At 72.9% G+C, this 25,515-nt stretch carries 19 protein-coding genes and 2 pseudogenes; 13 read left to right on the top strand and 8 right to left on the bottom strand.

The features are described 5' to 3' along the window. Nucleotides 1-10: 10 nt before the first annotated feature. Together OHA30_RS09335 and OHA30_RS09330 are read right to left on the bottom strand one after the other, a co-directional pair. Nucleotides 11-1,432: a family 2B encapsulin nanocompartment shell protein gene (locus tag OHA30_RS09335; RefSeq protein ID WP_328913346.1), complete on the bottom strand. Its 1,422-nt coding sequence runs from the start codon at nucleotides 1,430-1,432 to the stop codon at nucleotides 11-13. A gap of 274 nt (nucleotides 1,433-1,706) precedes the next feature. Further along, nucleotides 1,707-2,393 carry a DedA family protein gene (locus OHA30_RS09330; RefSeq protein ID WP_328913345.1) on the bottom strand — a complete coding sequence of 229 codons (687 nt, stop codon included), beginning with the start codon at nucleotides 2,391-2,393 and terminating at the stop codon, nucleotides 1,707-1,709. A gap of 303 nt (nucleotides 2,394-2,696) precedes the next feature. Here OHA30_RS09330 and OHA30_RS09325 point away from each other — a divergent pair, with 303 nt between their 5' ends. Both OHA30_RS09325 and OHA30_RS09320 read left to right on the top strand, forming a co-directional pair. After that, the gene (locus tag OHA30_RS09325) at nucleotides 2,697-3,467 is read left to right on the top strand and encodes an ABC transporter permease (protein WP_328913344.1); all 771 of its coding nucleotides are present in this window, start codon (nucleotides 2,697-2,699) and stop codon (nucleotides 3,465-3,467) included. 247 nt (nucleotides 3,468-3,714) lie between these two features. Continuing rightward, complete coding sequence (locus tag OHA30_RS09320) at nucleotides 3,715-4,296, top strand: TMEM165/GDT1 family protein (protein ID WP_328913343.1); 582 nt, start codon at nucleotides 3,715-3,717, stop codon at nucleotides 4,294-4,296. Nucleotides 4,297-4,324: 28 nt separating this feature from the next. On the opposite strand, the gene OHA30_RS09315 is transcribed toward OHA30_RS09320, so the two are convergent. Continuing rightward, the gene (locus OHA30_RS09315; RefSeq protein WP_328913342.1) at nucleotides 4,325-4,990 is read right to left on the bottom strand and encodes an HAD-IA family hydrolase; all 666 of its coding nucleotides are present in this window, start codon (nucleotides 4,988-4,990) and stop codon (nucleotides 4,325-4,327) included. A gap of 198 nt (nucleotides 4,991-5,188) precedes the next feature. Here OHA30_RS09315 and OHA30_RS09310 point away from each other — a divergent pair, with 198 nt between their 5' ends. After that, nucleotides 5,189-5,758 (top strand): hypothetical protein, encoded by a 570-nt coding sequence (locus OHA30_RS09310; protein ID WP_328913341.1) that lies wholly within the window; start codon nucleotides 5,189-5,191, stop codon nucleotides 5,756-5,758. A 37-nt stretch (nucleotides 5,759-5,795) separates the two neighbouring features. On the opposite strand, the gene OHA30_RS09305 is transcribed toward OHA30_RS09310, so the two are convergent. Continuing rightward, nucleotides 5,796-7,016 (bottom strand): peptidoglycan-binding domain-containing protein, encoded by a 1,221-nt coding sequence (locus OHA30_RS09305; RefSeq protein WP_328913340.1) that lies wholly within the window; start codon nucleotides 7,014-7,016, stop codon nucleotides 5,796-5,798. 159 nt (nucleotides 7,017-7,175) lie between these two features. Between OHA30_RS09305 and OHA30_RS09300 the strand changes: the two are divergent. The 3 genes and pseudogenes from OHA30_RS09300 to OHA30_RS09290 form a co-directional block, all read left to right on the top strand. Further along, nucleotides 7,176-9,242 (top strand): annotated as a pseudogene (locus OHA30_RS09300) (MFS transporter); the annotation flags it as partial. 626 nt (nucleotides 9,243-9,868) lie between these two features. Further along, nucleotides 9,869-10,555: a hypothetical protein gene (locus tag OHA30_RS09295; protein ID WP_328913339.1), complete on the top strand. Its 687-nt coding sequence runs from the start codon at nucleotides 9,869-9,871 to the stop codon at nucleotides 10,553-10,555. A 31-nt stretch (nucleotides 10,556-10,586) separates the two neighbouring features. Next, a complete protein-coding gene (locus tag OHA30_RS09290; RefSeq protein WP_328913338.1) occupies nucleotides 10,587-11,030 on the top strand; it encodes a hypothetical protein in 444 nt (147 codons plus the stop codon). Nucleotides 11,031-11,048: 18 nt separating this feature from the next. Here the strand turns inward: OHA30_RS09290 and OHA30_RS09285 are convergent, their stop codons facing one another. Then, nucleotides 11,049-11,294, bottom strand: a complete 246-nt coding sequence (locus OHA30_RS09285) for a DUF397 domain-containing protein (RefSeq protein WP_328913337.1) — start codon at nucleotides 11,292-11,294, stop codon at nucleotides 11,049-11,051. A gap of 14 nt (nucleotides 11,295-11,308) precedes the next feature. Continuing rightward, entirely contained in the window at nucleotides 11,309-12,163 is an 855-nt protein-coding gene (locus OHA30_RS09280; RefSeq protein ID WP_328913336.1) for a helix-turn-helix domain-containing protein, read from the bottom strand. Between the two features lie 458 nt (nucleotides 12,164-12,621). Between OHA30_RS09280 and lanKC the strand changes: the two genes are divergently transcribed. The 4 genes and pseudogenes from lanKC to OHA30_RS09260 all read left to right on the top strand — a co-directional run. Beyond that, nucleotides 12,622-15,312 (top strand): class III lanthionine synthetase LanKC, encoded by a 2,691-nt coding sequence (gene lanKC / locus OHA30_RS09275; protein ID WP_328913335.1) that lies wholly within the window; start codon nucleotides 12,622-12,624, stop codon nucleotides 15,310-15,312. Nucleotides 15,313-15,375: 63 nt separating this feature from the next. After that, nucleotides 15,376-15,498 (top strand): SapB/AmfS family lanthipeptide, encoded by a 123-nt coding sequence (locus OHA30_RS09270; protein ID WP_328913334.1) that lies wholly within the window; start codon nucleotides 15,376-15,378, stop codon nucleotides 15,496-15,498. Between the two features lie 529 nt (nucleotides 15,499-16,027). Further along, complete coding sequence (locus OHA30_RS09265; protein ID WP_405785634.1) at nucleotides 16,028-17,758, top strand: ABC transporter ATP-binding protein; 1,731 nt, start codon at nucleotides 16,028-16,030, stop codon at nucleotides 17,756-17,758. 4 nt (nucleotides 17,759-17,762) lie between these two features. Then, nucleotides 17,763-19,139, top strand: a pseudogene (locus tag OHA30_RS09260) (ATP-binding cassette domain-containing protein); the annotation flags it as partial. A 426-nt stretch (nucleotides 19,140-19,565) separates the two neighbouring features. Here OHA30_RS09260 and OHA30_RS09255 read toward each other — a convergent pair. After that, complete coding sequence (locus OHA30_RS09255; RefSeq protein ID WP_328913332.1) at nucleotides 19,566-20,174, bottom strand: response regulator transcription factor; 609 nt, start codon at nucleotides 20,172-20,174, stop codon at nucleotides 19,566-19,568. Between the two features lie 1,142 nt (nucleotides 20,175-21,316). Further along, nucleotides 21,317-21,931, bottom strand: coding sequence for a TetR family transcriptional regulator (locus tag OHA30_RS09250; RefSeq protein ID WP_328913331.1), 615 nt, complete (start codon nucleotides 21,929-21,931; stop codon nucleotides 21,317-21,319). Nucleotides 21,932-22,155: 224 nt separating this feature from the next. On the opposite strand from OHA30_RS09250, the gene OHA30_RS09245 reads away from it, so the two are divergent. The 3 genes from OHA30_RS09245 to OHA30_RS09235 are packed head-to-tail and all read left to right on the top strand — an operon-like array spanning nucleotide 22,156 to nucleotide 25,480. After that, complete coding sequence (locus tag OHA30_RS09245; RefSeq protein WP_328913330.1) at nucleotides 22,156-23,556, top strand: glycosyltransferase family 4 protein; 1,401 nt, start codon at nucleotides 22,156-22,158, stop codon at nucleotides 23,554-23,556. After that, a complete protein-coding gene (locus OHA30_RS09240; RefSeq protein WP_328913329.1) occupies nucleotides 23,556-24,404 on the top strand; it encodes a class I SAM-dependent methyltransferase in 849 nt (282 codons plus the stop codon). Before OHA30_RS09245 ends, OHA30_RS09240 begins: the two co-directional genes overlap by 1 nt. Then, nucleotides 24,401-25,480, top strand: coding sequence for a prenyltransferase (locus OHA30_RS09235; protein WP_328913328.1), 1,080 nt, complete (start codon nucleotides 24,401-24,403; stop codon nucleotides 25,478-25,480). Before OHA30_RS09240 ends, OHA30_RS09235 begins: the two co-directional genes overlap by 4 nt. Nucleotides 25,481-25,515 lie beyond the last annotated feature (35 nt).

The raw sequence follows: 25,515 nt of genomic DNA, 5'->3' as shown, positions 1-25,515 counted from the left end.
GGCCGGAGGCTCAGCGCCAGTGGGACACGTTCACGTTCTCCAGCACGCCCAGCGCGTCCGGCACCAGGACGGCCGCCGAGAAGTAGGTGCTCACCAGGTAGCTGATGATCGCCTTCTCGTCGATGCCCATGAAGCGGACGTTCAGCCCCGGCTCGTACTCGTCGGGCAGGCCGGTCTGGTTGAGGCCGATGACGCCCTGGTTGTCCTCACCGGTACGGATCGCGATGATCGAGCTGGTGCGGGCCGGGCTGATCGGGATCTTGTTGCAGCTGAGGATCGGCACACCGCGCCAGCCGGGGACGGTGTGCCCGTGCACCTCGACCGGGTCGGGGTAGAGGCCGGCCCGGGTGCACTCGCGGCCGAAGGCGGCGATGGTCTTCGGGTGGGCCAGCAGATAACGGGTGTTGCGGCGGCGGCTGATCAGCTCGTCCAGGTCGTCGGGGAGCGGCGGGCCGGCGTGCGGCTGGATCCGCTGCTCGTACTCCGCGTTGTTGAGCAGCCCGAACTCCGGGTTGTTGATCAGCTCGTGCTCCTGGCGCTCGCGCAACGCCTCGACGGTGAGCTTGAGTTGCTGCTCGGTCTGGTTCATCGGCTCGTTGTAGAGGTCGGCGACCCGGCTGTGCACGCGCAGCACGGTCTGGGCGACACTCAGCTCGTACTCGCGCGGCCTGACCTCGTAGTCGGCGTAGGTGGCCGGCAGCGCGGACTCGCCCTTGTGGCCCGAGGCAAGCTCGATCGCGGCCTCACCGCGCTTGTTGACCCGCTGGGCCGGGAGCGTGAGCTGGGTCTCCAGGTGGGTGCGCAGCGACTCCGAGACGCTGAGCAGCGACTGGAGCGAGGTGCGGGGGAGGGCGAGCACGGTGGTGGCGGTCGCGGCGCGCGCGGTGAAGTCCCACACGGCGTCGTCGGAGAGCAGCGCCTCGTCGCCGAAGTGGTCGCCGTCGGCGAGGACGCCCAGTCGGTTCTGCTCGCCGTACGAGCCCTGGCCGAGCTTCTCGACCTTGCCGTGGGCCAGCAGGAAGACGGTGTCGGCGGGGCGCCCGAGCTCGGCGATGACGTCACCGGGCTCGTACTCGCGCTGGACGAAACGATCCGCCAGGGCGCTCAGGGCGCCGACGTCGCCGAACGACCTGAGCACCGCGATCTCGCCCAGCTCCTGCGGGATGACCCGGACCTCGGCCCCCGTCTTGACGAAGGTCACCCGGCCGTCGCCCACCGAGTAGCTGAGCCGGCGGTTGACCCGGTAGGTGCCGGCGTTGACCTGCACCCACGGCAGCACGCGCAGCAGCCAGCGGGACGAAATGCCCTGCATCTGCGGCTCGGACTTGGTGGTGGTCGCCAGATTCCGCGCGGCGGCCGTGTCGAGACTCGTACGCGCCTGGCCGTCCTGCGAAGCGCTCGGCGCGGTGTCCTGGCCGGCATCGACCGACATGGGCTGTCCTTCCCGTAAGGAGGTGATACAGCCCCGATTCTTACGTTCACCCAGCGTGCTGACTATTGCCGGAACGAGTGAGAATACTTTCGGAAATCACGGTAATTCCGCCCCCAAATCCCACATGTTGGACCGAACGCGCGTGCGCCCGCACGGCAGGACGAAGGTCGCTCGCACGGGCCGGGCAGGCATACGGGACAGCGCGCGCCGACGGACGTACGGACCGGCCGCCGGGGGAGGCGCGGAAGGGCGTAATACGCAGAGCGCCGAGCGCTCAGAGCGCCTCGATGACCGAACCGCGGTCCGGCGGCGTCCCCTGCGGCGGAATCGTCAGCGGCACGGCCGCGAAGGACGCCGCCTTCATGGCCAGCCGGCGCTCCCGCCGGAAGACGAGCCCGGCGAAGGCACCCGCGCCCAGCAGCGCCACCAGCGACATCAGGGTGCCGAACCAGCTGGCACCGAGCCACTTGCCGCCTATCCAGCCCAGGCCGACGCTGTACGTCGCCCAGCACACCCCGGCCAGCGCGGACCAGGGCAGGAAGTCCCGCGGCCGGCGCCGGGACGTGCCCGCGGCGAGGCTGACGACGCTGCGTCCGGCGGGCGCGAAGCGGGCCAGCACCACGAAGGCGCCGCCACCGCCGATCAGCACCTGGCCGAGCCGTTCGTGAGCGGTCGACAGCCGCCGTGAGTTCGCCACCCTGCGGTCGAACCACTCGCCGCCGCGCCAGGCCAGCCGGTACGCGAGGACGTCCCCGGCGCAGGACGCGGTGGCCGCGCACGCCAGCAGCACGAGAATGTCGAGGATGTCACCGGTGCCGGAACCGGCGGAACCGGCGGTGGCGGCGCTGATCACCAGCACACCGCTGGGCAGGACCGGGACGAAGACGTCAAGGAGCACGGAGAGCGCGACGAGGGCGTAGATCCACGGCCAGTCGAACAGGGAGCCCAGGCCTTGCAGCACTTCGCCTTCCCGCCCTTCGCCGGTCCTGCCCGAGTCGTGCCGTGGTTCGCCGTGCCGTGCTGCTCAGAAGCCCTTCGCGGAGTGCCCGAAAGCCGTCCGGCGAGGCCGCGTCAACAGCGCCGGAACTTGATTCACCTTCAGCCGTACAGCGTACGCCAGTGATGACCTTCGGTTCCGTCGGGGAGACGTGACCTACTAGACAATCACGGCGTCATTACGGCGGGAATAGATCAACGGAAACGGTTCAGCATCCCTTTGTCCAGGGCGGTTCGGCCCCCACGACCGCCCGCCTAGAGTGGCGCCGTGCCCGTCGCGTCCGCCTCCCTGCTGCCCGTCGACCGCACGCTGGGAGTCGTCCTGGCGGTGCTGCTGGTCGCGGGGACCGGGATCGCCGCGTACGCCCGGCTCGCCGACACGCACGAGAAGTACGCCCGCGGCATCGCCACCGCCGGTGTCCGGGCCGCCGTACAACTCGCCGCGGTCTCCGCGCTCATCGGCTGGGTCGTGCGCCACCAGGCGGCCCTGCTGGGCTTCGTGGCCCTCATGTACGGCGTCGCGTCCTGGACCGCGGGCCGCCGGATCACCCGCAACGCCACCTGGCGGTGGGTGGCCGTACCGGTCGGGGCGGGCGCGCTGCCGGTGGTGGCGCTGCTGGTGCTGACCGGTCTGGTGCCGGTGAACGGGATCGCGCTGATCCCGGTCGCCGGCATCCTCATCGGCGGCGGGCTGACCGCGACCGTGCTCGGCGGGCGCCGGGCCCTGGAGGAGCTGGCCGGGCGGGCGGGGGAGGTCGAGGCCGCGATGGCGCTCGGCTTCACCGACCGGGACGCGCGGATGGAGATCGCCCGGCCCGCGGCGTCCGGCGCGCTGATCCCGGGGCTCGACCAGACCAGGACGGTGGGGCTGGTCACACTGCCGGGCGCCTTCGTCGGCATGCTGCTCGGCGGGGCGAGCCCGATCACGGCCGGGGCCGTGCAGTTCTTCGTGCTCATCGCGCTGATGGCCGTCCAGGCGGTGTCGGTGTCCGTGGTGCTCGAACTGGTCGCCCGTGGCCGGATCACCCGGACGACGTAGCCCGGTCCGATGCCTCCGGTAGAGTGACGGGCAGCAGAAGGGGAGTAGCTCTTCGCCGGACCGTCGACATACTGCCCGGATCGTTCGCGAGAACGGCCGGGCCGGCGCCCGGAGGCGGTGTACCTCGCGTACACCCGCCAGCGAGACCTTCGGCCGCAGTGTCCAGACGCTGCCGTGCCGAAGCGACCCCCGCTCCTCCTTGTGGTCCTCCCGGTACGGCTGCCCCGACCGAACGAGGAACCCTTCCGTGTTCAGCATCACCGTCACAGCCGTCGTCTTCGGCGTGATCTTCCTGGCCGAACTCCCCGACAAGACCGCCCTGGCCGGGCTCATGCTCGGCACCCGCTACCGCGCGTCCTACGTCTTCTGCGGGGTCGCGGCCGCCTTCGCCGTCCATGTCGCGCTCGCCATCGCCGCGGGCAGCCTGCTCACCCTGCTCCCGCACCGCTGGGTGCAGGGGGTGGTGGGCGTGCTCTTCCTGGCGGGCGCGGTGATGCTGCTGCTGGCCAAGGGCGACGAGGACGAGAAGGTACGGGCCCCCGCCGACCAGAGCTTCTGGAAGGTCGCGGGAACGGGCTTCATGCTGATCCTGGTCGCCGAGTTCGGCGATCTGACCCAGATCATGACCGCGAACCTGGCCGCCCGTTACGACAACCCGATCTCGGTCGGCATCGGCGCGGTCCTGGGCCTGTGGGCGGTCGGGGCGCTGGGCATCTTCGGCGGGCAGCTGCTGATGAAGCGGGTGCCGTTGCGGCTGATCACGAAGGTCGCGGCGGCGGTGATGGTCGTACTGGCCGGGTTCAGCCTGTACGAGGCCGCGGCGGGCTGAGGCGCGCCACGGGGGCTGCGGCCCCCGGTCAGCCGATCGTGACGAGGAGGCCGCCTTCCGGGGCGGCCTCCACCCGTACCTGCTCCAGGGAGTCGACGTGCGCGGTCGGGCCGTGCGCGGCGGCGCGGGGGCCGACGCCGATCACCCGCATCCCGGCGGCCCTGGCGGCGGCGATACCGACCTCGGCGTCCTCGAAGACCAGGCACTGTTCGGGGGCGAAGCCCAGCTCGGCGGCGCCCTTGAGGAAGCCCTCGGGGTCGGGCTTGCTCGCGCTGACCCGCTCGGCGGTCACCAGCACGGACGGCAGCGGCAGCCCGGCGGCGCGCATCCGGGTCACGGCCAGCCCCTCGCTCGCGGAGGTCACCAGCGCGTGCGGGTGCCCTTGCAGGGCGGCGAGGAAGGCGGGGGCGCCGGGTACGGGGACGACGCCTTCGATGTCGGCGGTCTCCTCGGCGAGCATCAGCGCGTTCTCCGCGTGGTTCTCCGCCATCGGGCGCTGCGGGAGGAGGGCGGCCATCGTGGCGTGGCCCTGCCTGCCGTGCACGACCTTCAGCACGGCGGCGGGCGCGAGGCCGTGGCGCTCGGCCCAGCGGGTCCAGCAGCGCTCGACGACCGCGTCGGAGTTGACGAGGGTGCCGTCCATGTCGAGCAGCAGGGCGCTCGCGCTCAGGCGTGCGGGCGGGAGGGACGGCATGGTGCTCCTTACGGTGAACGTACTCAGTGGCCCCGCCCGTCGGTCAGGGAAGACGGGCGGAGCCACTTTGTTTCTCCACTATACAAATCCGTTACGTCCCGCGCCAGCCCCCTCCGGGTGACGGTTCGCGCACGGGCGGGTGGCGGGAAGGCGAAGCGGAGGGAACACCGGCCGGGTCGGCGACGTAATCTCGCGCGCATGGCCACACCTTTCGGGCCCGCCCACTTCCAGCTCGTTCTGCTGCGCCGCATGGCGGACCACCAGCCGGGCCTGGTCGAAGACGCCCTCCGGGCGCTGGGCGCGACCCACGCCGACCTCAGGGACGCCCACCGCCGCTGGCAGGCGCGCCTGCACTCCCGTACCTTCCCCGGCGGCGAACGCCGCTACCGTACGGTCCTCGGCCCGCCCGAGTCCGAGCGGGAGCAGCGCCTCGGCGACCTGACCTGCCGGGCCCTGCTGTGGCCCGTGCCGCTCTGGCCCGAGCTGAGGTTCGAAGTCCTGTGCGCGCCCGGCGCCGGGGCCGCGATCTGGAACGAGTGGCTGGTCCGCGCCCCCGGTGCCCCCGCGCCCGCCCTGCGTACGGCCGCCGACCTGACCCCCTGGTCGTGCACGGTGGACGACGCCGCCCGCGCGTTCCCCCCGGCGGCCCCGCTGCCCGCCGACGCCCCGACCAGGGCCCGGTTGGCGCTGACCGACCCGGAATCGGGCCGACGGGTCGTCGCCCACTTCACGTGGGGGCTGTTGCAGTACGTCGTGACGGAGCCGTAGGGCCCGGGCGCCGGAGGATCCGGAAGATCCGGAAGGTTCAGCGCCAGGAGCCCTGGCGCTCCAGCACCGTACGGGTGTGCGGGCCGTAGACACCGCTGGGGTCGCCCTGGACGCCGTACCAGACCTGGAACGTCGCCACGGCCGCCTGGACCTCGCGGTCGAAGACCCCGTTCGCGGGCTTGTCGTAGTACCAGAGCACCTGGCTCAGCCGCTGCTGGAGGTCGACGACCGCGGGTCCGGTGTCGCCGATCCGGAGACTCGCCGTCATCGGGGCGACCGGCGGCTCCGGCGTGGTGGTCGGCGTCGGGGCGGAGGCCGGGGGCGGCGGCGGGGGGATCGCGGCGGCCGGGGTGCCCGCGGAGGGCGGGGGAATCGCGGAGGCCGGAGTGTTCGGCGGGACCGAGACCGGCGTGGAGACCGTGGGGGTCCCGCTGGGCGTGGCCGTGGGACCGGCCGTGGTCGCCGTCGCGGTGGGGGCGGCCCGGTGGGTCATCGGGGGCGCCATCGTCGAGGTCGCCAGGGCCGCGTCCGTCGGCAGCGTCACGTCCGGCATCGCCGTGCCCTGGTCGGGCAGCGCCAGGTCGGTGGTGTCCTGCTCGTGCCCGGCCATCTGCCCGGTGACGGCCACCGCGCCCGCGGCCAGCGCGGAGGCCGCGACCGCCGCCGCGGCCACCACGATGCCGCGCTTGCGCCGCCGGTGCCTGCCGTGTCCGGTGCCCGGCTCGGCGTAGGCCGGGGCCGGCTTGTCCTGCGCGTACTCCAGGCCCGAGTAGAGCGCGGGGAACAGGCCGAGATCCGCGGTGGCGGGACCGCCGGCGTCGTCGGCGAGCAGCGGCCGTACGGTCGTCTCGCCCGGCGAACCGTCGGGCTCGGCCACGTACGGGCGGATGCGCAGCGGGTGGAAGCCCTCGGCCGCCGCGACCGCGGCGGCCCGCTCGGCCGAACGCTCGGCGGCGCGTATCTCGCCGGTCCCGGTGTCCTCGTCCGTCGCGGGGGACGGCTCGGGGGCCTGGGCGGGGGACTGCGCGGGGGCCTGTGCGGGCACGGTCGGCGCCTCGGGGGTCATGGTCGGTCCCTGGACAGTCGTGGTCGGTCCCTGGGCGACGGCGGGCTCGGCGGCGACGCCCTGGCCGACGGCGGGATGCTCGACGGGGCCGTTCGGGTCGACGGTGCTCCGGCCGGTGGCGGCATGCGCGATGGCACCGCCACCGAGCACATTCGGCTCGGCCGGCTGTTCCGGCTGCTGCTGCGGCGCCACTGGGTTCCCCTCCCCGTCGTTCGCGCGTTCGCAACGACAGGGCGATTATGCCGATCTCTCCCGCGTCCGCACACCCATGGTCCGTACCGGTGGCGGAGCATGGCAGGCCATAACCGTACAAACAGTGCGAATATGAAGTGCTGACCGTCGGGGGATGACGGGAGGAGCCGTTTCATGGCCCAGGACACCACCGCCACCGAGGGCCCGGCGGCGGCAGAACCGGGCGAGCATCAGGACCGGCGCTCGGTGCGTATCGCGATCGCCGCGCTGGCGCTCGGTCTGTTGCTGGCCGCTCTCGACCAGACCATCGTGTCCACCGCGCTGCCCACCATCGTCAGCGAACTCGGCGGCATCGACCACCTGTCCTGGGTGGTGACCGCCTACCTGCTCGCGTCCACCGCCGCAACTCCGCTGTGGGGCAAGCTCGGCGACATGTACGGCCGCAAGCGGCTGTTCCAAATGGTCATCGTGCTCTTCCTGATCGGCTCCGCGCTGTGCGGAATCTCCCAGAGCATGGCCGAGTTGATCGCCTTCCGCGCCCTCCAGGGCCTGGGCGGCGGCGGGTTGATCGTGCTGTCCATGGCTATCGTCGGCGACATCGTGCCGCCGCGCGAACGGGGCCGCTACCAGGGCGTGTTCGGCGGGGTGTTCGGCGCGGCGAGCGTCCTCGGGCCGCTGCTCGGCGGGGTGTTCACCGAACAGCTCTCCTGGCGCTGGGTGTTCTACATCAACCTGCCGATCGGCGTCGTCGCGCTCGGCGTCATCGCGGCCGTGCTGCACATCCCGGCCCGCCGTACCACCCACCGGATCGACTACCCGGGCATGGTGGTGGTCGCCGCGGCCGCGACCTGCCTGGTGCTGATGACCTCGCTCGGCGGCCACACCTGGCCGTGGTCGTCGCCCGGCATCATCGGGCTGGCCGTGGCGGGAATCGTCCTGATCGGGATCTTCGTGCTGATCGAGCGGCGGGCGCAGGAACCGGTGCTGCCGCCGCGGCTCTTCGGCATCCGTACGTTCGTGCTCTGCTCGGTGATCTCCTTCGTCATCGGCTTCGCGATGTTCGGCGCGATGACGTATCTGCCGACGTTCCTCCAGGTCGTGCACGGCTATTCGCCGACGCTGTCCGGCGTGCACATGATCCCGATGGTGATCGGCCTGCTGATCTCGTCCACCGGCTCCGGGCAGATCGTCAGCCACACCGGCCGTTACAAGGTCTTCCCGATCGTCGGCACCGGGGTCACCACCATCGGTCTGCTGCTTCTGCACCGGCTCGACGAGACCACGTCCACCTTGGTGATGAGCCTGTACTTCCTGGTCTTCGGCCTCGGTCTCGGCCTGGTGATGCAGGTGCTGGTGCTGGCCGTGCAGAATTCCGTCGGCTACGAGGACCTGGGCTCCGCGACCTCGGGCGCGACCTTCTTCCGTTCCATCGGCGCGTCCTTCGGTGTCTCGGTGTTCGGCACGATCTTCACCAACCAGCTCGTGAACCGGCTGACCTCGGCCCTGCGCGGGGTGAAGCTGCCGGCCGGCATCGACCCGGCGCGGCTCCAGGCCGACCCGACGGCCATCGCTCGGCTGCCGGCCGCCGTCAAGACGCCCGTCCTGCACGCGTACTCGCTCGCCATCACCACGGTCTTCCTGTGGGCCGTACCGGTGGCACTGGTCGCCTTCGCCGTCTCCTGGTTCCTCAAGGAGGTGCCGCTGCGCGGCTCGGTCACGGTGCCCGACGCGAGCGAGACCTTCGGCACGAACCCGGTGGAACGCTCCTCGCTCGACGAGATCGCGCGCTGTCTGTCCGTCCTGGGCAGCAGGGAGGCCCGGCGGGACCTCTATGTGCGGATCACCAAGATGGCCGAGGTGGACATCCACCCCGCGACGAGCTGGCTGCTGCTGCGGCTCTCCCGTGAGGGGGAGATCGATCCGGTCGAACTCGCCCGGCACTCCACGGTGCCGTGCGAGGTCATCGAGGGCGCGGCGGAGGAGGTCGAGACCCGCGGCTACGGGCGCCGCGAGGGCAATCCGCTGGTCCTGACGGAGTCGGGCCATGCGATGGCGCGGCGGCTGGCGGAGGCGAGGCGGTCGGTGCTGGCGGGGTTGCTCGGGGACTGGGATCCCGCGTTGCACGCGGAGCTGGCGGAGTTGGTGCGGAGGTTGAGTGTGGAGCTCAGTGGGGGGGAGACGGATCGGCCCGAGCGGCGCTTTGGGCCGGGGACGGTGGGGCCTTAGCGTGCGGCCTGCACGCCCACTGGCGTGGGGGCTTTTTGTTTCCCGCCCGCCCACCCGTGCGGGGCCGACTCCGTCTGCGGTTCGCCCGGTTCGCCGGGTGCGGGTCCGTCCGGGTGCGGGCTTTTCGTTCCCGCCCGCCCACCCGTGCGGGTGCGTCGTCGTCTGCGGGTGCAACCTGTGGGCGGTTGCGGGGCCAGTCCGGAGGCGACTCCTCAAAATGCGCAAGCGACGTTTCCCAGGTTGCGTAACGGGAGTTTGCGCATTTCTGCGGGGACACCTCCTCCCCGTCCCCTCCGGCCCGGTTGGCGGCGAACGGTCGCGGGGGGTGGTGAAAAACGTCCGACCGGAGAAGCGCCCAGCTTGTCTCGACCTGCCAGTTGGCCACCCGTACGAACCGACAGCCGCCGACGGCGACCCGGCCCCACAGGAAGACCCGCAGACGGAATCGATGCTGCACGGGTGGCGCGGGCGGGAAACACCCCCGCCACGGACGTGCACGTTGCCGGGGGCGTCGGGGCAACTCCCCGTCACCCCCCCACGGCAAGTGGGCGCTTCCCGCGCAGGGGACGTTTGGGGGGTGGGATGGGGGCAAGTCGACGGAGGGAGTGGAGAGGCAGGAGGATCCCATGTCCACAACCGCAATCATCATCGTCGCCCTGGTCGTGATCGCCGCCGCGATCGCGACCTTGACGGCGCAACGACGCGGCGGCCACGTCGGGTTGAAGAGAAAGTTCGGGCCCGAATACGACCGCACGCTCGCCCGGCACGAGGGCGACGTCAAGGCGACCCGGCACGAGTTGGCCGAGCGCGTCGAGCGCTACGGCGACCTCGACCCCCACCCCCTGACCGCGCGGGAGCGCGAAGCGTACGAGGCCCGGTGGACGCGAACGCAGGCGAGGTTCGTCGACGAGCCCGGCGCCGCGCTGACGGAGGCGGACCGTCTGGTCGGCGCTCTGGCGGCTGAACGGGGTTACCCCGGACGGGAGTCGTCCGAGCACTTCGACGCGCTCTCGGTGCACCACCCGCACCAGGTCCAGGGCTACCGGCAGGCCCACGAGACGACCGGGAACGGCCTCGACGACGGCAGCGCCACGGAGGACCAGCGCCAGGCGCTGATCGGCGCACGCGAACTCTTCGACGAACTCCTGGGCGACGCACCCGAGAAGCCCGAGCGGATGTCGGAGGACGTGACGCCGGAGGACGTGACGCCGGAAGAAGAAGCGACGCCGACAGGCGATACGCGCCGCCCGCTCGCGGACCGTTTCGCCGCGCTCACCGGAGGCACCCGCAAGGACCGCAGCGAGCACCTGTAACTCACCCGAGCCCGACGAGGAGACGAAGACGATGAGCTTCAACCGCAGCCGTACAGAGGGCGATTCGCGTACCGAGCCGGCGCCCCCGGACGCCCCCGCCGGAAGGCCGGACCGGCCGGAGCACCAACCGGCCCAGCCCACGCCGAAGGCGATCCCGCAGGAACCCCCGCGGCCGCCCGTACCCGAGACCCCCGCCGCGCCGGACCCCTCCGGCGCGGACGAGATCGACCGCCTGCAACGCCGCATGGATCGCGCGGTCGGCGGCTTCGTGGACGACCCGCGCCGCGCCGTGCGCGAGGCCGACGCCGTACTGGACGAGACCGCCCGGCGGCTGACCCGGCTGCTGGAGGAGCGGCGCGAGGCGCTGCGCGGGAGCTGGCACGAGGACAACGGGACCCGTACCGGCACCGAGGAGCTGCGGGTCGTGCTCACCCGCTACCGGGACATGACCCGGGAGCTGCTGCACGTCGGCTGACGCGTGTCCGCCGTGACGTCAGGCACGCCTGCCCCCGGACGCGCCGGAGTTGGCGTGTCCGGCGGCTACGGCCCTCGCGTGCGCGGTGGGTCCCCCCTTGAGGAACTGAAGGAACCGCGCCAGATCCTTGCGGGTCGTGGTCAGGACGATCGCGGGGTTGTCGCTCTCCCGGAGGAGAACCGCGCCCCCGTGTGCGGCCAGTTCGAGGCAGTCCCCCCCTTCGTTGGAGTACGTGGACTTCTGCCAGGTCAGGGGCGCGGTCATGGGTAGTCGGCCTTTCAGAGGTCTCGGGCGACGCGGTGGATGAATTCACGTGTCCGGGACCGGTCGAGAGCCTCCTTCGTGAGGTTGTCGAACAGGGTGCGGTACTTGGCGAGGTGCGGCGCCGCGTGCAGGAGGCTGAATCCGTGCGCGGAGTCGATCTGGACGGTGTCGAGTTGGAGCACCGGCCCGCTCGCGTAGAGCGACGCGTGGCCGGAACCCATGTAGGCGTCCGTCGCGAACGGGATCACCCGCAGGCTGACGTGCGGCAGATGGCTCAGTTCCTGGATGTGCTCCAGTTGGGCCTTGGCGACCTTCGGCCCGCCGAACCGCATCCGCAGCGCGGCCTCGTGTATCACCGCCTCGACCGGCGGCGCGGCCTCCCGGTGCAGAATCCCCGAGCGGTCGAGCCGGTGGGCCACCCGCGCCTCCAACTCGTTCTCGGGCAGCGGCGGAATGGCGTAGCCGAAGACCGTGCGGGTGTACGACTCGGTCTGGAAGATCCCCGGGATGTGGGTGACCTGGATGGTGCGCAGCCGGGTCGCGTGGTGCTCCATCTCCGAGATGTCCAGCAGGCCGGCGGGCACGATTCCCCGGTACTGCTCCCACCAGCCCTTGCGTCCTTGGCTGTTGGCCATGGTGACGAGGGCGTCGATGAGCGCGGTGTCGCCGCACTCGTAGAACGTGGCCAGGCGCCGTAAGCGTTCTTCGCTCACGCCGAGGCGGCCCGCCTCGATGTGGCTGACCTTCGCCGGGTCGGTGCCGAGCAGCCGCGCGGTGTCGCGCGCGGTGATGCCCGCCGCCTCCCGCATTTTCCGTAGCTCCGCACCGAGGCGCTCCTGGCGGGCGGTTGCGGTGCTTCTCAGCGGCATGGTGTCCCTTCTTGATGCTGGTTCTGAGTCTGCCGTTCCGCTCTCGCGGGGTCCAGATCGTTTCCGGAAAATTCGGAGACAATGTTGCAGAGGTGCACTATTGCCCCATAACGCCTTGATGATATTGCTCTGGCACAGTCAACTCCCTTATTGGGCGGGTCTGTTGATCGGGTACACCCACAAGGAGGACCGGGCGGGGAGGGTGGGGCGGATCAGTGCTGCTGCGTCGTAAGAGTCAGCAGAGATATCCGCTTCTCACGGGGTGAACCTGGTTGCGGAAAGTGGACGCCCCCGGCGCGGCCCCCTCCCGCGGGCCCGCGCCGCCGGCGGCCTGCGCGTTGTTCGCTCCGCCCGCCCGCACCATGCGTTCTGCATGCTCATGAGATGACAATGGTGACTTCTCCGGGCTCCGCCCGACATGCCAATCTCTCCCCGTCGCCACAATGAAGGGGGGATTGATGGACAACCGCTACGAGGTTTTCTGCCTCGCGGACCGTCACTTCTACGAGAGCCTCGACCGGCTCTCCGCTGAATCCATTGGATCCGGCGAATCCGGCGACCGGCCCACCGGCGGCGTGTCGCTCTTCGAGACCGCGCAGCGCGAGACCCCGCCGGGCTGGCGCCGTCTGCGCACCGGGGACTGGCTGCACATCGACCCGCCGGCCGGCGCGGCCGCCTACCCCCTCCAGGGCTGGAAGATCCATGTCTCGGCCGGTCTCGACAACGCCGACAAAGTGGCCGCCAAAGTCTGGGACTACTGCGTCCCCCGGGGAATACCCTTCAAATTCGTGCCCGGCAGGCAACTGCTGCACCTGCGCAATTCGAAATACGCGGGACGTGACTCCAGCGGGAAATTCGTCACGATCTATCCGCCCGACGAGCAGGCGCTCCGGACCGTGCTCGAAGAGCTGGGCGAACTGCTCGACGGCGAGCCCGGCCCCTACATCCTCACCGATCTGCGCTGGCGCGAGGGGCCGCTGTACGTACGGTACGGCGCCTTCGCCAAGCGTTTCTGCGTCGGGGGTCGCGGCACCCTGGTGCCCGCGGTCGAGGACGGCGAAGGGCGGCTGGTCCCCGACGACCGGTCGCCCGCCTTCCGCATACCGTCCTGGGTGACCCTGCCCGGGTTTCTGGCGCCGCACCTCGCGGCCCGCAACGCCACCACCGTCGCCGACCTGCCGTACCGCATCGAGAAGGCGCTGCACTTCTCCAACGGCGGTGGGGTGTACGTCGGCACCGACACCAGGTCAGGCGAGAAGGTCGTCCTCAAGGAGGCCCGCCCGCACGCCGGGCTCGCCTCCGACGGCGCCGACGCGGTGACCCGGCTGGAACGCGAGGCGGACGCGCTGCGGCGGCTGACCGGACTCGGCGTCGCCCCCGAGGTGCGCGACTGGTTCACCGTCGGCGACCACAGCTTCCTCGTCATGGACTTCGTCGAGGGCAAGTCGCTCAACTCGTTCTTCGGCCACCGCCATCCGCTGCTCACCCCGGACCCGGACCCGGCCGCCGTCGAGGAGTTCACCCTGTGGGCGCTGCGCATCCACGCCGGCGTGGAACGGGCGGTGGCGGCGGTGCACTCGCGCGGGGTGGTCTTCAACGACCTGCACATGTTCAACATCATGGTCGGCCCCGACGAGGAGTCCGTGACGCTGCTGGACTTCGAGGCGGCGGCCCCGGCCACCGAGAACGGCCGCCAGGCCATGGCCCACCCCGGTTTCGTCGCGCCGCCCGACCGGCGCGGGGCGGAGGTGGACCGCTACGCCCTCGCGTGCCTGCGGCTGGCCCTCTTCCTGCCGGTCACCACGCTGTTCGCGGTGGACCGTACGAAGGCGGCGCACCTCGCCGAGGTGATCGCCGGACAGTTCCCCGTACCGAGGGGCTTCCTGGACGAGGCGGTCGCGGAGATCACCCGAGGCGCGGAGCCGCCCGCCGTGCCCCCGTTCGTCTTCGGCGCCGAGGCGCCCCGGTCCGCCGCCGCCTCCTACCTCCCCGCCGACCCCGCCGACTGGCCCGCCGCCCGCGACTCCATGGCCGAGGCGATCCTCGCGTCGGCCACCCCGGACCGCGAGGACCGGCTCTTCCCCGGCGACATCGCGCAGTTCTCCGAGGGCGGCGGCCTCGGTCTCGCCCACGGCGCCGCCGGAGTGCTGTACGCCTTCGCCGAGACCGGACTGCCCCGCTACGAGCAGGGTGAACGCTGGCTGCTCGACCGTACCGAGCACCTGCCCAACGGCATCCCGCTCGGCCTGTACGACGGCGTGGCCGGCCTGGCGTACACGCTGGAACGGCTCGGCCACACCGAACGGGCGCTCGCCCTGATCCGCACCCTGCTCGCCGAGAACTGGCAGCGGCTGTCCTCCGACCTGTCCGGCGGGCTCGCCGGGATCGGCCTGGTCCTCGACCACCTCGCCCGTACCACCGGCGAAACGGTCCTGCGCGAGCGGGCGTTGGAGGCCGCGACCCTCGCCGCCGGACGTCTCGCGCAGATCCAGGAGCACGACACCCGGACCGTACGCAGGGCCGGCCTGATGCGCGGCGCGACCGGCCCCGCGCTGCTCTTCCTGCGGCTGTACGAGTGCACCGGCGCCCCCGCGCTGCTCGGCCACGCGGCCCGCGCGCTGCATCTCGACCTCGACGCGTGCGTCACGACCGCGAGCGGCGCCCTGGAGGTGGACGAGGGCTGGCGCACGATGCCGTACCTCGGCGACGGCAGCACGGGCATCGGCATGGTCCTGGACGACTTCCTCGGCCTCGCCCCGCGCGCCGCCGAACCCGACCTCGGCACCGGCGCGCCCGAGGGCACCGCCGCCCGCTTCGAGCAGGCGCGGACCGACATCGTACGAGCCGCCACCGCCCGTCTCTACGCCCAGCCGGGGCTGCTGGCCGGGCGGGCCGGGATGATCCTGCACCTCGCCCGCACCACCGCGCCCGGCGTGCCCGAAGTGGCGCTCGCCGAGCAGGTGGACGCGCTCGGCTGGTACGGCATGTCCTACGGCGGACGGCTCGCCTTCCCCGGCAACCAGATGATGCGGCTGTCCATGGACCTCGGCACCGGGACGGCGGGCTGTCTGCTCGCCCTCGGCGCGGTCTTCGGCGAGAGCCCGTCCCGGCTGCCCTTCCTCCCGCCGCTGTCCGCGGTGGGCCCCTGATCCGGCGCCGGGCCACTCCGGAGCCGTGCACCACCCCTGTTCCGAGCGAAAGGACAAGCTCTCATGGCACTTCTCGACCTGCAGGACCTGGAGCCCACCGACGAGGGTCACGGCGGCGGCGAGCCGGCCAGCTCGCTCAGCCTGATCGGCTGCGTCAGCACGGTCAGCTTCCTGCTCTGTCTCTGATCAGACCTCCGCGGTGGGCGTCGCCCGCAGGGCGTCTCCCACCGCGGCCCTGAACCCCCTACGACGGCCGTCGGCCCCGGACCCCCGCCACGGGCCCGGGGCCGAGCGTCACGGCCTCCGGCCCGGGCCCGCCCACGACCGCCGGCCTGCCACCGAAGGCCGGTACCCCGGCACCTGGTTGGCGCCACCACCGTGGTGGACCGCCACACCCTCGCGCCGCTGCTATTCCGGCCCGCGTATGGCCCGACGGTCACCCTGCGGGCCGCTGCCCGGGTGGGCCGTCGGCCGTTTCGGAGCAATCCGGCTCCGGGCGGGCCCGGTGACCCGGTTGCTGTCGGCTCGGGCTCGCGGTTCGGTCGGGGACGTCGCTTCGGCAAGTGGTGGCCGGGTTCGGGGGTTGGCGGTCCGGGTGGGCCCGGGGACTTCCCGATCGTCGTCGGGGCAGCGGCTCGGCCGCCGGCCGATTGGACGCTCCGAGCGCCACATTCGGCGGCCGCGGCGTGGGCCGCCTTGATGGGAGGAGGACCGGATGGTTCAGGCTGTCACCGCCACTACCGCGCGCGCAGCGGGTCGCGGGGATCGCGTGCTCGTGGGGGCCGCGCGGCGCGGGTGGGGGAGGGTGGGCGGGGTCGCGCTCCTCGGCGGTGCGTCCACCGCCCTCGTGCTGCTGCTGCCCACCGCCCTCGGCCACGCCCTGGACCAAGTGCTCAGCGGCCGCCCCACCGGCCAGTGGGTCATCGTGTGCGCCGCCGTCGTCGCGGCCCAGGTCCTGGTCGGCGCCGCCGCCGACATGCTCGCGGCCACCACGGCCGCGAGCCTCACCGCCGGCCTGCGCCGCCGCGCCGTACGGCACGTGCTGGACGCCGGCCCGCCCGCCGCGCGGGAAGGCGGCGGGGACCTCGTGACCCGCCTCGTCGGCAACGCCGCCGACGCCGGCGCCGCCCCCACCGCCGCCGCCGCGCTCCCCGCAGGACTCGCCGTACCGCTCGGCGGCATCGTCGCCCTCGGCCTCACCGACCCCTGGCTCGCCGTCGCCTTCCTCGCCGGCGCCCCGCCGCTGATCCTGCTCGTACGCCGCTTCGCCCACGCCTCCTCCGACAGCATCGCCCGCTACCAGGACGCCCAGGGCCGGATCGCCGCCCGGCTGGTCGAAGCGCTCGGCGGCGCCCGTACGATCGCCGCCGCCGGCACCGAGGAACGCGAGAACGCCCGCGTGCTCGCCCCGCTGCCCGAACTCAGCGGCCAGGGCCACCGGATGTGGCGGGTCCAGGGTCGGGCCACCGCCCAGGCGGCCGTACTCGTACCGCTGCTCCAGATCGTCGTGCTCGCGGTCGGCGGCCTGCGGCTGTCCCAAGGGGCGCTCAGCGTGGGGGGGTTGCTCGCCGCGTCCCGTTACGCCCTGCTGGCCAGCGGCGTCGGCATGGTGGTCGGCCAACTCGGCGGCCTGGTACGGGGACGCGCCGCCGCCAACCGCCTCGCCGCCGTCCTGGCCGTCCCCGCGCCCGCCCACGGCGACGCCAAGCTGCCCGAAAACGCCCCCGGCACACTGGAGTTGCGCGCGGTCACCGTCGTACGCGGCGGCGAGACCGTACTCGACCGGCTCGACCTCACCGTCCCCGGCGGCACCTGCGTGGCGGTCGTCGGCCGCTCGGGCTCCGGCAAGTCCGTGCTGGCCGCGCTCGCCGGACGCCTCGCCGACCCGACCGCCGGCACCGTCCTGCTCGACGGCCGCCCGCTGCCCGAACTCACCCGCGCCGAACTGCGCGACGCCGTCGGCTACGCCTTCGAACGTCCCGTGCTGCTCGGCGACACGATCGGCGACGCCATCGCCTTCGGACCCTTCCCCGTCCCCGCCGAGCAGACCGTGAGCGCCGCCCGGGCGGCCGGCGCCGACACCTTCGTACGCCTGCTGCCCGGCGGATACCGCACCCCCCGCGCCCAGGCCCCGCTGTCCGGCGGCGAGGTCCAACGCCTGGGCTTGGCACGGGCGTTCGCGCACGCCGGACGGCTGCTCGTGCTGGACGACGCCACGTCGAGCCTCGACACGGTCACCGAACTCCACGTCGCCCGCGCCCTGTTGCACGACCACAAGGCCCGCACCCGGCTGCTCACCACCCACCGGGCCGCCACCGCCGCCCGCGCCGACCTGGTCGCCTGGCTCGACTCCGGCCGGCTGCGCGCGCTGGCCCCCCACGACGTCCTGTGGCCCGACCCCGACTACCGCGCCCTGTTCGCCGCGGAGGTGCCGTCCGGTGACTGAACCCATGAGCCTGCGGGGGTACGTGCGCGGCCGGACGGCCGTACTCGCGGTGCTCGGCTGCTGGTCGGTGCTGGAGGCCGGGCAGACGTTCCTGGTCGGATACGCGCTCGCGCGGGCGCTGGACGACGGCTTCCTGCGCGGCCGGGCCCAAGTCGGCATGGGATGGCTCGCGTTGGGGGCGGTGGCCGTACCGGTCGGCGCGTACGGCACCGCGCGGGTCTTCCGCGCGCTCGCCGCCTTGGTGGAGCCGCTGCGGGACCTGCTCGTACGGCGGGTGGTACGCGGCGGGCTGCGGGAAGCGGTGTCCGCCGGGCGGGCGGGCGACTCTGGCGTCGTGTCCCGGCTGACCCAGCAGGTGGAGATCGCCCGGGACGCCTTCGGGGGCCTCGTCCTGGTGCTGCGTTCCTTCGTGTTCACCGCCGCGGGCGCGCTCGCCGGGATGTGCGCGCTCGCGCCCGTCCTGCTGCTCGTCGTCGTGCCGCCGCTCGTGGTCGGGGTCGGGCTCTTCGCTGCGGGGCTGCGGCCGTTGGCCCGCCGCCAGCACCGCTATCTGGCCGCCGACGAGGCCCTGTCCGCGGAACTCGGCACGCTCGCCGTGGGGTTGCGGGACATCACCGCGTGCGGCGCGGAGCCGCTGATGGCCGCCCGCGCGGACGAACGTATCGACGCGGAGCTGAAAGCCGCCCGCACGCTGGCCCGTTGGGGTGTGCTCCGGGCCGCGTCGCTCGCGGTGGGCGGCCAACTTCCCGTCGTGCTGCTGCTGTTCGGCGCCCCCTGGCTGCTCTCCACCCATCGCGTCACCCCCGGTGCGCTGCTCGGCGCGCTCACCTATCTGACCCAGTCGCTCCAGCCCGCACTCCAGAACCTCGTGCACACGCTCAGCGCGGCGGGCACGCGGCTCGGTGTCGTCATCGCCCGGGTCGCCGGGCCGGTGCCGCCCGCCCGCCCGGCCCCCGCGCCGAACTCGCCCCAAACTCCGCACGCCGTACTGGAGTTGCGCGGGGTGACCTTCGCCTACGGGCCCGGGGCGCAGCCCGTGCTGCGCGAGTTGGACCTCACGGTCGCGCGCGGCGAGCACCTGGTCGTGGTCGGGCCCAGCGGGATCGGCAAATCGACGCTGGCCGGGCTCGCGGCCGGGCTGCTGCGGCCCGACGGCGGGCAAGTACGGGCGCTGGAGACGCCCGCGCTGGTCCCGCAGGAGGCGTATGTCTTCCGCGGGACCGTACGCGAGAATCTGCGCTATCTGTGCGCGGACACCGTGCCGGACCGGGAGGTGCGGGCCGCCGCCCGCACGGTCGGCGCGGACCGGCTGGTCGCGGCGCTCGGCGGCCTGGACGGTCTGGTGGAGCCCGGCGAACTGTCCGCCGGGCAGCGGCAGTTGATCGCCCTCGCCCGTACGTATCTCGCCCCGGCGGCGCTGGTGCTGCTGGACGAGGCGACCTGTCACCTCGACCCGGCGGCGGAGGCCGTCGCGGAGGCCGCGTTCGCCCGGCGGCCCGGGGGGACGCTCGTGGTGATCGCCCACCGGATCAGCTCGGCGCGGCGGGCGGACCGGGTGCTCGTGCTGGACGGGACGCACGCGGTGTGCGGCACGCACGAGGATCTGCCGGGGCGGTCGGCGCTGTACCGGGACCTGGTGGGGGGATGGTCCGAGCAGTCCGCCTCGGGCGGCGGGCCCGGGGGGTCGGTGGGGGGTGGGGTTACGGGTGCGGGTACGTCGGTGGGTGCGGCGGGTACGTCCGCGGGTGCGGCGGGTACGTCGGCGGGTGCGGGTGCGGGTGCGGGTGCGGGTGCGGCGGGTGGTGGGTCACACCCAGCCGGCGACCCGGGAGATCCGGATCGCGTCCACCCGGTTGCGGGCCCCCGTCTTCCGGGTGATCGCGGCGAGGTAGTTGCGCACGGTGCCGTCGCACAGGTGCAGGCTGCGGGCGATCTCGGTGACGGACGCTCCCTCGGCGCTCAGTGAGAGCACGCCCAACTCCCGGCGGGTCAGCGGCATGTCGGCGGCCCGCAGGAATTCCACCGCGAGCGACTCGTCGATGAACCGTTTCCCCAGGGCGGCCTGCCGTACGGCCGTGGGCAGCCGGTCGGCCGAACGGTCCTTGTTCACGAAGCCCAGCGCCTGGGCCTCGTACGCCCGGCGCAGGTCGCCCGGTTTGCCCGCGCCGGTCAGTACGACCAGGGCGCAGCGGCGGCCGGGCACCGCCTTGACCGGGCTGGAGAGCCCGCCGGTGTGCCGGCGCCAGCCCGGACAGTCCGCGTCCACGACGCAGACGTCCGGGGGTAATGCCCGGGCCGACTCGCACAGGCGCGGCCATGCGGTGTCCGCCACCTCGAAGTCGGGTTCCTTGCCCAGCAGTGCCGCCAGCGCGGAACGCAGCAGGCTTGTGTCATGGGCCACCAGTACGCGTATCACTCGGCTCACCTCGCGTCGTCGCTTCTTCGCGTCGTCCCTGTCGCCCCCGTTGTCCCCGTCCCGCCGGGGGGCGGCCGCGGGCGGGCCCACGGACGAGACGCTGCGACCCCCGGCAAGCGCGTTCCATTCCTACCCGAGGGTGGCGGTGAATCGGCCTCCGCTTCGGTCCGGGCCGAAGCAGTCGCCCTGCGGCGGTAGCCGCTGGGGGCGTACGAAAGCGCTGCGCGCGCCCTCCAAACGGGTGAACCCCCGCGAATCCTTCAGCGCGCGTCCCCACCCCACGCTAATGGGGCCAACGCCCCCCGGGCCCCGGGCCCGCCGCCCTGGCTGAGCGGCATCGGGCACCGCCGCACTCGACCGCGGCGGCTTGTCGGACGGGCCCCGTCACCCCTGGCCTGGGCCGAGCCGCATTCGGCACCGCCGGTCCCCGCCGCCGTGGTTGCACTTGATTGCGGCGGCTTGATGGGTGGCCGCCCGCCCACCCTTCGGCCCCGGGTTGTGGGCTCGCCCCGATCACCCATGGCCTGGGCTGGGCTGTGTTCGGCACCGCCGGTCCACGCCGCCGTGGTTGCGCTTGGCTGCGGCGGCTTGATGGGTGGCCGCCCGCCCACCCTTCGGCCCCCGGGGCCCGGCCCGCCGTGTTTGGCATCACCGGTTCGCGCTGAGAGGCGAGCGTTCGCCTTCGGCCCGCTGGGCGTGTGTGAGGGGCCGGGACCCCTTATTTCCGCCGCAGTGGTGCTCAGCCGGGATGGCGTGGTTCGGCGGTGCCGGACCTCGCTCGGGCTCGGAACCGGCGGTCCGCGACGCTGTGGTCGCGCTCCGCGCGGGGGGTCCTGCGCTCAACGTCTGGGCTGAGCTGTGTTCGGCACCGCCGATCCACGCCGTCGTGGTTGCGCTTGATTGCGGCGGGTTGGTGGGTGGCCGCCCGCCGATCGCCCCGGTCCGGTGGGGTCGTGAGGGGGTCGGGGTTCCTTATTTCCGCCGCGGCGGTGTTCGGCGGTGCCGGACTTTGCTCAGGCTCGGCATCACCGGTTCACGTCGAGAGGCGAGCGTTCGACCTTCGGGTCGCCAGGTGCGTGGGGGCCGGGGCCCCTATTTCCGCCGCGGCGGTGGCGCGGTTGTCGGGGGCGGGCCCGATGGGGTTATTCGGGGGCCGTCGGAGACAGGAGTGTGCAGGCCGTGCGGAGGTCCGTCGTGACCTGGGGGACCGTCGCGCGGCCGGAGAGCCACGCGACGAGCGCCGCGTGCCACGTGTGCTCGATCACCCGTACGGCGGACATCTGCGCGGCGGACGGCTCGCCGTCGAGCCGCATCGCGTCGACGATGATCGTCGTCGTCAGCGCCGACACCGTGTCGACCTCCGCGCTGACCGACCGGTCCGCGAAGATCAGCGCCCGGACCATCGCGTCGGCGAGCTGCGGCTCGCGCTGAAGCGCGCGAAAGGCCCGCAGCAGCGTCTCGGCGACCCGCTCACCCGGCCCCGCCGCGGCCGGCGGCCGCGTCCGCAGCGCCTCGTGCAGCTGCCCGAGCTGGTCCTCCATTGTCGCGACCAGCAGATGCACCTTGGACGGGAAGTACCGGTAGAGCGTCCCGAGCGCGACCCCCGAGATCTCGGCGACCTCCCGCATCTGCACCGCGTCGAACCCCCCGGCCGACGCCAGCCGCGTACTCGCGTCAAGGATGCGCCGCCGGCGGGCCTCCTGCCGCTCGGTCAGCGGCGCCGCCGACGTCCTGGGGGCTGCGCGCTCTGCGCTCATCTGTGCCACTCCGCTGTCCCTCGTGCGCCGTTCGTGGCGCGCGCCCGGCCCCGTGCTGTGTGCATGATGGCAGGCGGGTGCCGTGGTGCGAATCGCCCGGAACGCTCCGGAGGGACCTTCCGGCGGCCGGCCGATTCGCCTTCTGTACGATCGAGTCTGAAACTTGTTCTAGATTAGCGCGACCGGTTACGCTCCGGCTCAATCGCAGCGAGAAGGGGGCCGGAGTGACCTCACAGGCCAGGCCGCTACGGATCGCCCTGCTCAGTTATAAGGGCAACCCCTTCTGCGGCGGCCAGGGCGTCTACGTACGGCACCTCTCCCGCGAACTGGCCGCGCTCGGCCACCGCGTCGAGGTGATCGGCGCGCAGCCGTACCCCGTCCTGGACGCGCTCGGCGACGGCGTGACCCTCACCGAGCTGCCCAGCCTCGACCTCTACCGGCAGCCCGACCCCTTCCGCACGCCCGCACGCGGGGAGTACCGCGACTGGATCGACGCGCTGGAGGTCGCCACGATGTGGACCGGCGGCTTCCCCGAACCGCTCACCTTCAGCCTGCGGGCCCGCCGCCATCTGGCCGCGCGGCGCGGCGACTTCGACGTCGTGCACGACAACCAGACGCTCGGATACGGGCTGTTGGGCCTCGGTATGCCGCTGGTCACCACGATCCACCACCCCATCACGGTCGACCGCCGGCTCGAACTGGCCGCCGCGCAGGACTGGAAGCGGCGGCTGTCGTTGCGCCGCTGGTACGGCTTCACGCGGATGCAGAAGCGCGTCGCCCGGCGGCTGCCGTCCGTGCTCACCGTCTCGGGGTCGTCCCGCGACGAGATCGTCGAGGATCTCGGCGTACGTCCCGACCGTATCCACACCGTGCCGATCGGCGCCGACACCCGGCTGTTCTCGCCGGACCCGGCGGTACGGGAGGTGCCGGGGCGGATCGTCACCACGTCGAGCGCCGACGTACCGCTCAAGGGCCTGGTCTTCCTGGTCGAGGCGCTGGCCAAGCTGCGGGCGCAGCGGCCGGAGGCGCATCTCGTCGTGGTCGGCAAGCGTCCCGAGGCGGGGCCGGTGGCTGAGGCGATGGCCGACTTCGGGCTGGGCGACGCCGTCGAGTTCGTCAAGGGCATAAGCGACGAGGAGTTGGTCGACCTGATCCGCAGCGCCGAGGTGGCGTGCGTGCCGTCGCTGTACGAGGGGTTCTCGCTGCCGGCGGCCGAGGCGATGGCGACGGGGACGCCGCTGGTCGCGACCACCGGCGGCGCGCTCCCGGAGGTGGCCGGGTGCGACGGCGAGACCTGCCTCGCGGTGCCGCCCGGCGACGCGGGCGCGCTGGCCGCGGCTCTCGAACGGCTGCTCGCCGACCGCGAGTTGCGGGGACGGCTCGGTGCCGCGGGCCGCGCCCGCGTGCTGGCCCGCTTCACCTGGACCCGCGCCGCCCAGTCCACGGCGGACCTCTACGCCGAGGCCATCGCGTCCCACGCGCCAGGACGCCCGGCCGCGCTCGCCGACCGGCCCCGCGCCGAGCCGGCCCGCGTCGAGGCCGTCGGTGGCATGCCGTACGGGGAAGAGGTGCCGTCCGTCGGGGACGGCGCCGGGACGGAAACGCCCGTGGGGAGCAATCGCTGATGCTGACCGTCGACTTCACCCGCTTCCCGCTCGCCGCGGGCGACCGCGTACTCGACCTCGGCTGCGGCGGCGGCCGGCACGCCTTCGAGTGCTACCGCCGCGGCGCCCGCGTCGTCGCGCTCGACCGCAGCGCCGAGGAGATCCGCGAAGTCGCCAAGTGGTTCGCGGCGATGAAGGAGGCGGGCGAGGCGCCGGAAGGGGCCTCCGCCGTCGCCATGGAGGGCGACGCGCTCCAACTCCCCTTCCCCGACGAGAGCTTCGACGTCGTCATCATCTCCGAGGTGATGGAGCACATCCCCGACGACAAGGGTGTGCTCGCCGAGATGGTCCGGGTGCTGCGCCCGGGCGGCCGGATCGCCGTGACCGTGCCGCGCTATGGTCCGGAGAAGGTCTGCTGGGCCCTGTCCGACGCCTACCACGAGGTCGAGGGCGGCCATATCCGTATCTACAAGGCCGACGAACTCCTCGGCAAGATGCGGGAGTCGGGCCTCAAGCCGTACGGCACCCACCACGCGCACGGTCTGCACGCGCCCTACTGGTGGCTCAAGTGCGCGGTCGGCGTGGACAACGACCAGGCCCTGCCGGTGAAGCTGTACCACAAGCTCCTGGTCTGGGACATCATGAAGAAGCCGCTGGCCACCCGGCTGACCGAGCAGGCGCTCAACCCGCTGATCGGCAAGAGCTTCGTGGCCTACGCGACCAAGCCGCGCCTGCCCGACCTGGCCGCGCCGGCCGCAGAGCCCGTACAGACCGCCGGGCCCGTACAGACCGCCGGGCCCGCACAGGCCGCCGCACAGGCCCCCGCCACCCCGTCCGGACTCACCGAGGACGAGGAAGCCGCCAAGTGACCGCCCCCAGACGCGGTCAGGGCCGCGCCGAGCGGCTGACGCTCCCCGGCGTGCTCACCGAGGAGCAGGCGGCCGCCACCGTCGCGGGCATCCTCGCCGTGCAGCGTCCGGACGGTGCCATCCCGTGGTTCCGCGGCCACCACCTCGACCCCTGGGACCACATCGAGACGGCGATGGCCCTGGACGCGGCGGGCGAGCACGAGCGCGCGGAGGCCGCGTACCTCTGGCTGGCCCGGCACCAGAACCCGGACGGCTCCTGGTACGCCGCCTACCAGGACGGGGACGCCGAGCGCCCGACCGACCGGTCCCGCGAGTCCAACTTCTGCGCCTACGCGGCCGTCGGCGTCTGGCACCACTACCTCTCCACCGGCGACGACACCTTCATCGAGCGGCTGTGGCCCACCGTGTGCGGCGCGATCGAATTCGTGCTGGCGCTCCAGCAGCCCGGCGGGCAGATCGGCTGGAAGCGCGAGCACACCGGCGAGGCCGTGAACGACGCGCTGCTGACCGGGAGTTCGTCCGTCCACCAGGCGCTGCGCTGCGCGCTGGCCATCGCCGAGTACCGCGAGGAGCCGCAGCCCGACTGGGAGTTGGCCACCGGCGCCCTCGGCCACGCGATCCGCCGGCACCCCGAACGGTTCCTGGACAAGAGCCGTTACTCGATGGACTGGTACTACCCGGTGCTCTCCGGCGCGCTGCGCGGCCCGCGCGCGGTGGCCCGTATCGAGGAGGGCTGGGCGCGCTTCGTCGTGCCCGGTCTCGGGGTGCGCTGCGTGGCCCCCAACCCGTGGGTGACCGGCGGCGAGAGCGCCGAACTCGCCCTGGCCCTGTGGGCGGTGGGGGAGTCCGACCGCGCGGTGCGCATCCTCGCCGATATCCAGCACCTTCGCGCGGACGACGGCATGTACTGGACCGGCTATGTCTACGACGACGCCGCCGTCTGGCCGGTGGAGCGTACGGCGTGGACGGCGGCGGCGCTGTTGTTGGCGGTGGCCGCGCTCGGGGGGGACGAGGCGACCACCGCGGTCTTCGGGGGCGAGCGGCTGCCGGTCGGGCTGTCGCCCGGCTGCTGCTGACCCGGCACGGCCGTGAACGGGCCGCTGGTGAGATA

Source organism: Streptomyces sp. NBC_00223 (assembly GCF_036199905.1).
In the GTDB taxonomy this organism is placed as follows: Bacteria; Actinomycetota; Actinomycetes; order Streptomycetales; family Streptomycetaceae; genus Actinacidiphila.
The sequence above is the reverse complement of the archived record's forward strand: the minus strand, read 5'-3'. Positions and strand labels throughout refer to the sequence as shown.

Excerpts from the sequence above, each read along its gene's own strand:
- OHA30_RS09335 (WP_328913346.1), bottom strand. The coding sequence starts at position 1,432 with ATGTCGGTCGATGCCGGCCAGGACACCGCGCCGAGCGCTTCGCAGGAC.
- OHA30_RS09315 (WP_328913342.1), bottom strand. The coding sequence starts at position 4,990 with ATGCCGTCCCTCCCGCCCGCACGCCTGAGCGCGAGCGCCCTGCTGCTC.
- OHA30_RS09310 (WP_328913341.1), top strand. The coding sequence starts at position 5,189 with ATGGCCACACCTTTCGGGCCCGCCCACTTCCAGCTCGTTCTGCTGCGC.
- OHA30_RS09295 (WP_328913339.1), top strand. The coding sequence starts at position 9,869 with ATGTCCACAACCGCAATCATCATCGTCGCCCTGGTCGTGATCGCCGCC.
- OHA30_RS09290 (WP_328913338.1), top strand. The coding sequence starts at position 10,587 with ATGAGCTTCAACCGCAGCCGTACAGAGGGCGATTCGCGTACCGAGCCG.
- OHA30_RS09285 (WP_328913337.1), bottom strand. The coding sequence starts at position 11,294 with ATGACCGCGCCCCTGACCTGGCAGAAGTCCACGTACTCCAACGAAGGG.
- OHA30_RS09280 (WP_328913336.1), bottom strand. The coding sequence starts at position 12,163 with ATGCCGCTGAGAAGCACCGCAACCGCCCGCCAGGAGCGCCTCGGTGCG.
- lanKC (WP_328913335.1), top strand. The coding sequence starts at position 12,622 with ATGGACAACCGCTACGAGGTTTTCTGCCTCGCGGACCGTCACTTCTAC.
- OHA30_RS09270 (WP_328913334.1), top strand. The coding sequence starts at position 15,376 with ATGGCACTTCTCGACCTGCAGGACCTGGAGCCCACCGACGAGGGTCAC.
- OHA30_RS09265 (WP_405785634.1), top strand. The coding sequence starts at position 16,028 with ATGGTTCAGGCTGTCACCGCCACTACCGCGCGCGCAGCGGGTCGCGGG.
- OHA30_RS09250 (WP_328913331.1), bottom strand. The coding sequence starts at position 21,931 with ATGAGCGCAGAGCGCGCAGCCCCCAGGACGTCGGCGGCGCCGCTGACC.
- OHA30_RS09240 (WP_328913329.1), top strand. The coding sequence starts at position 23,556 with ATGCTGACCGTCGACTTCACCCGCTTCCCGCTCGCCGCGGGCGACCGC.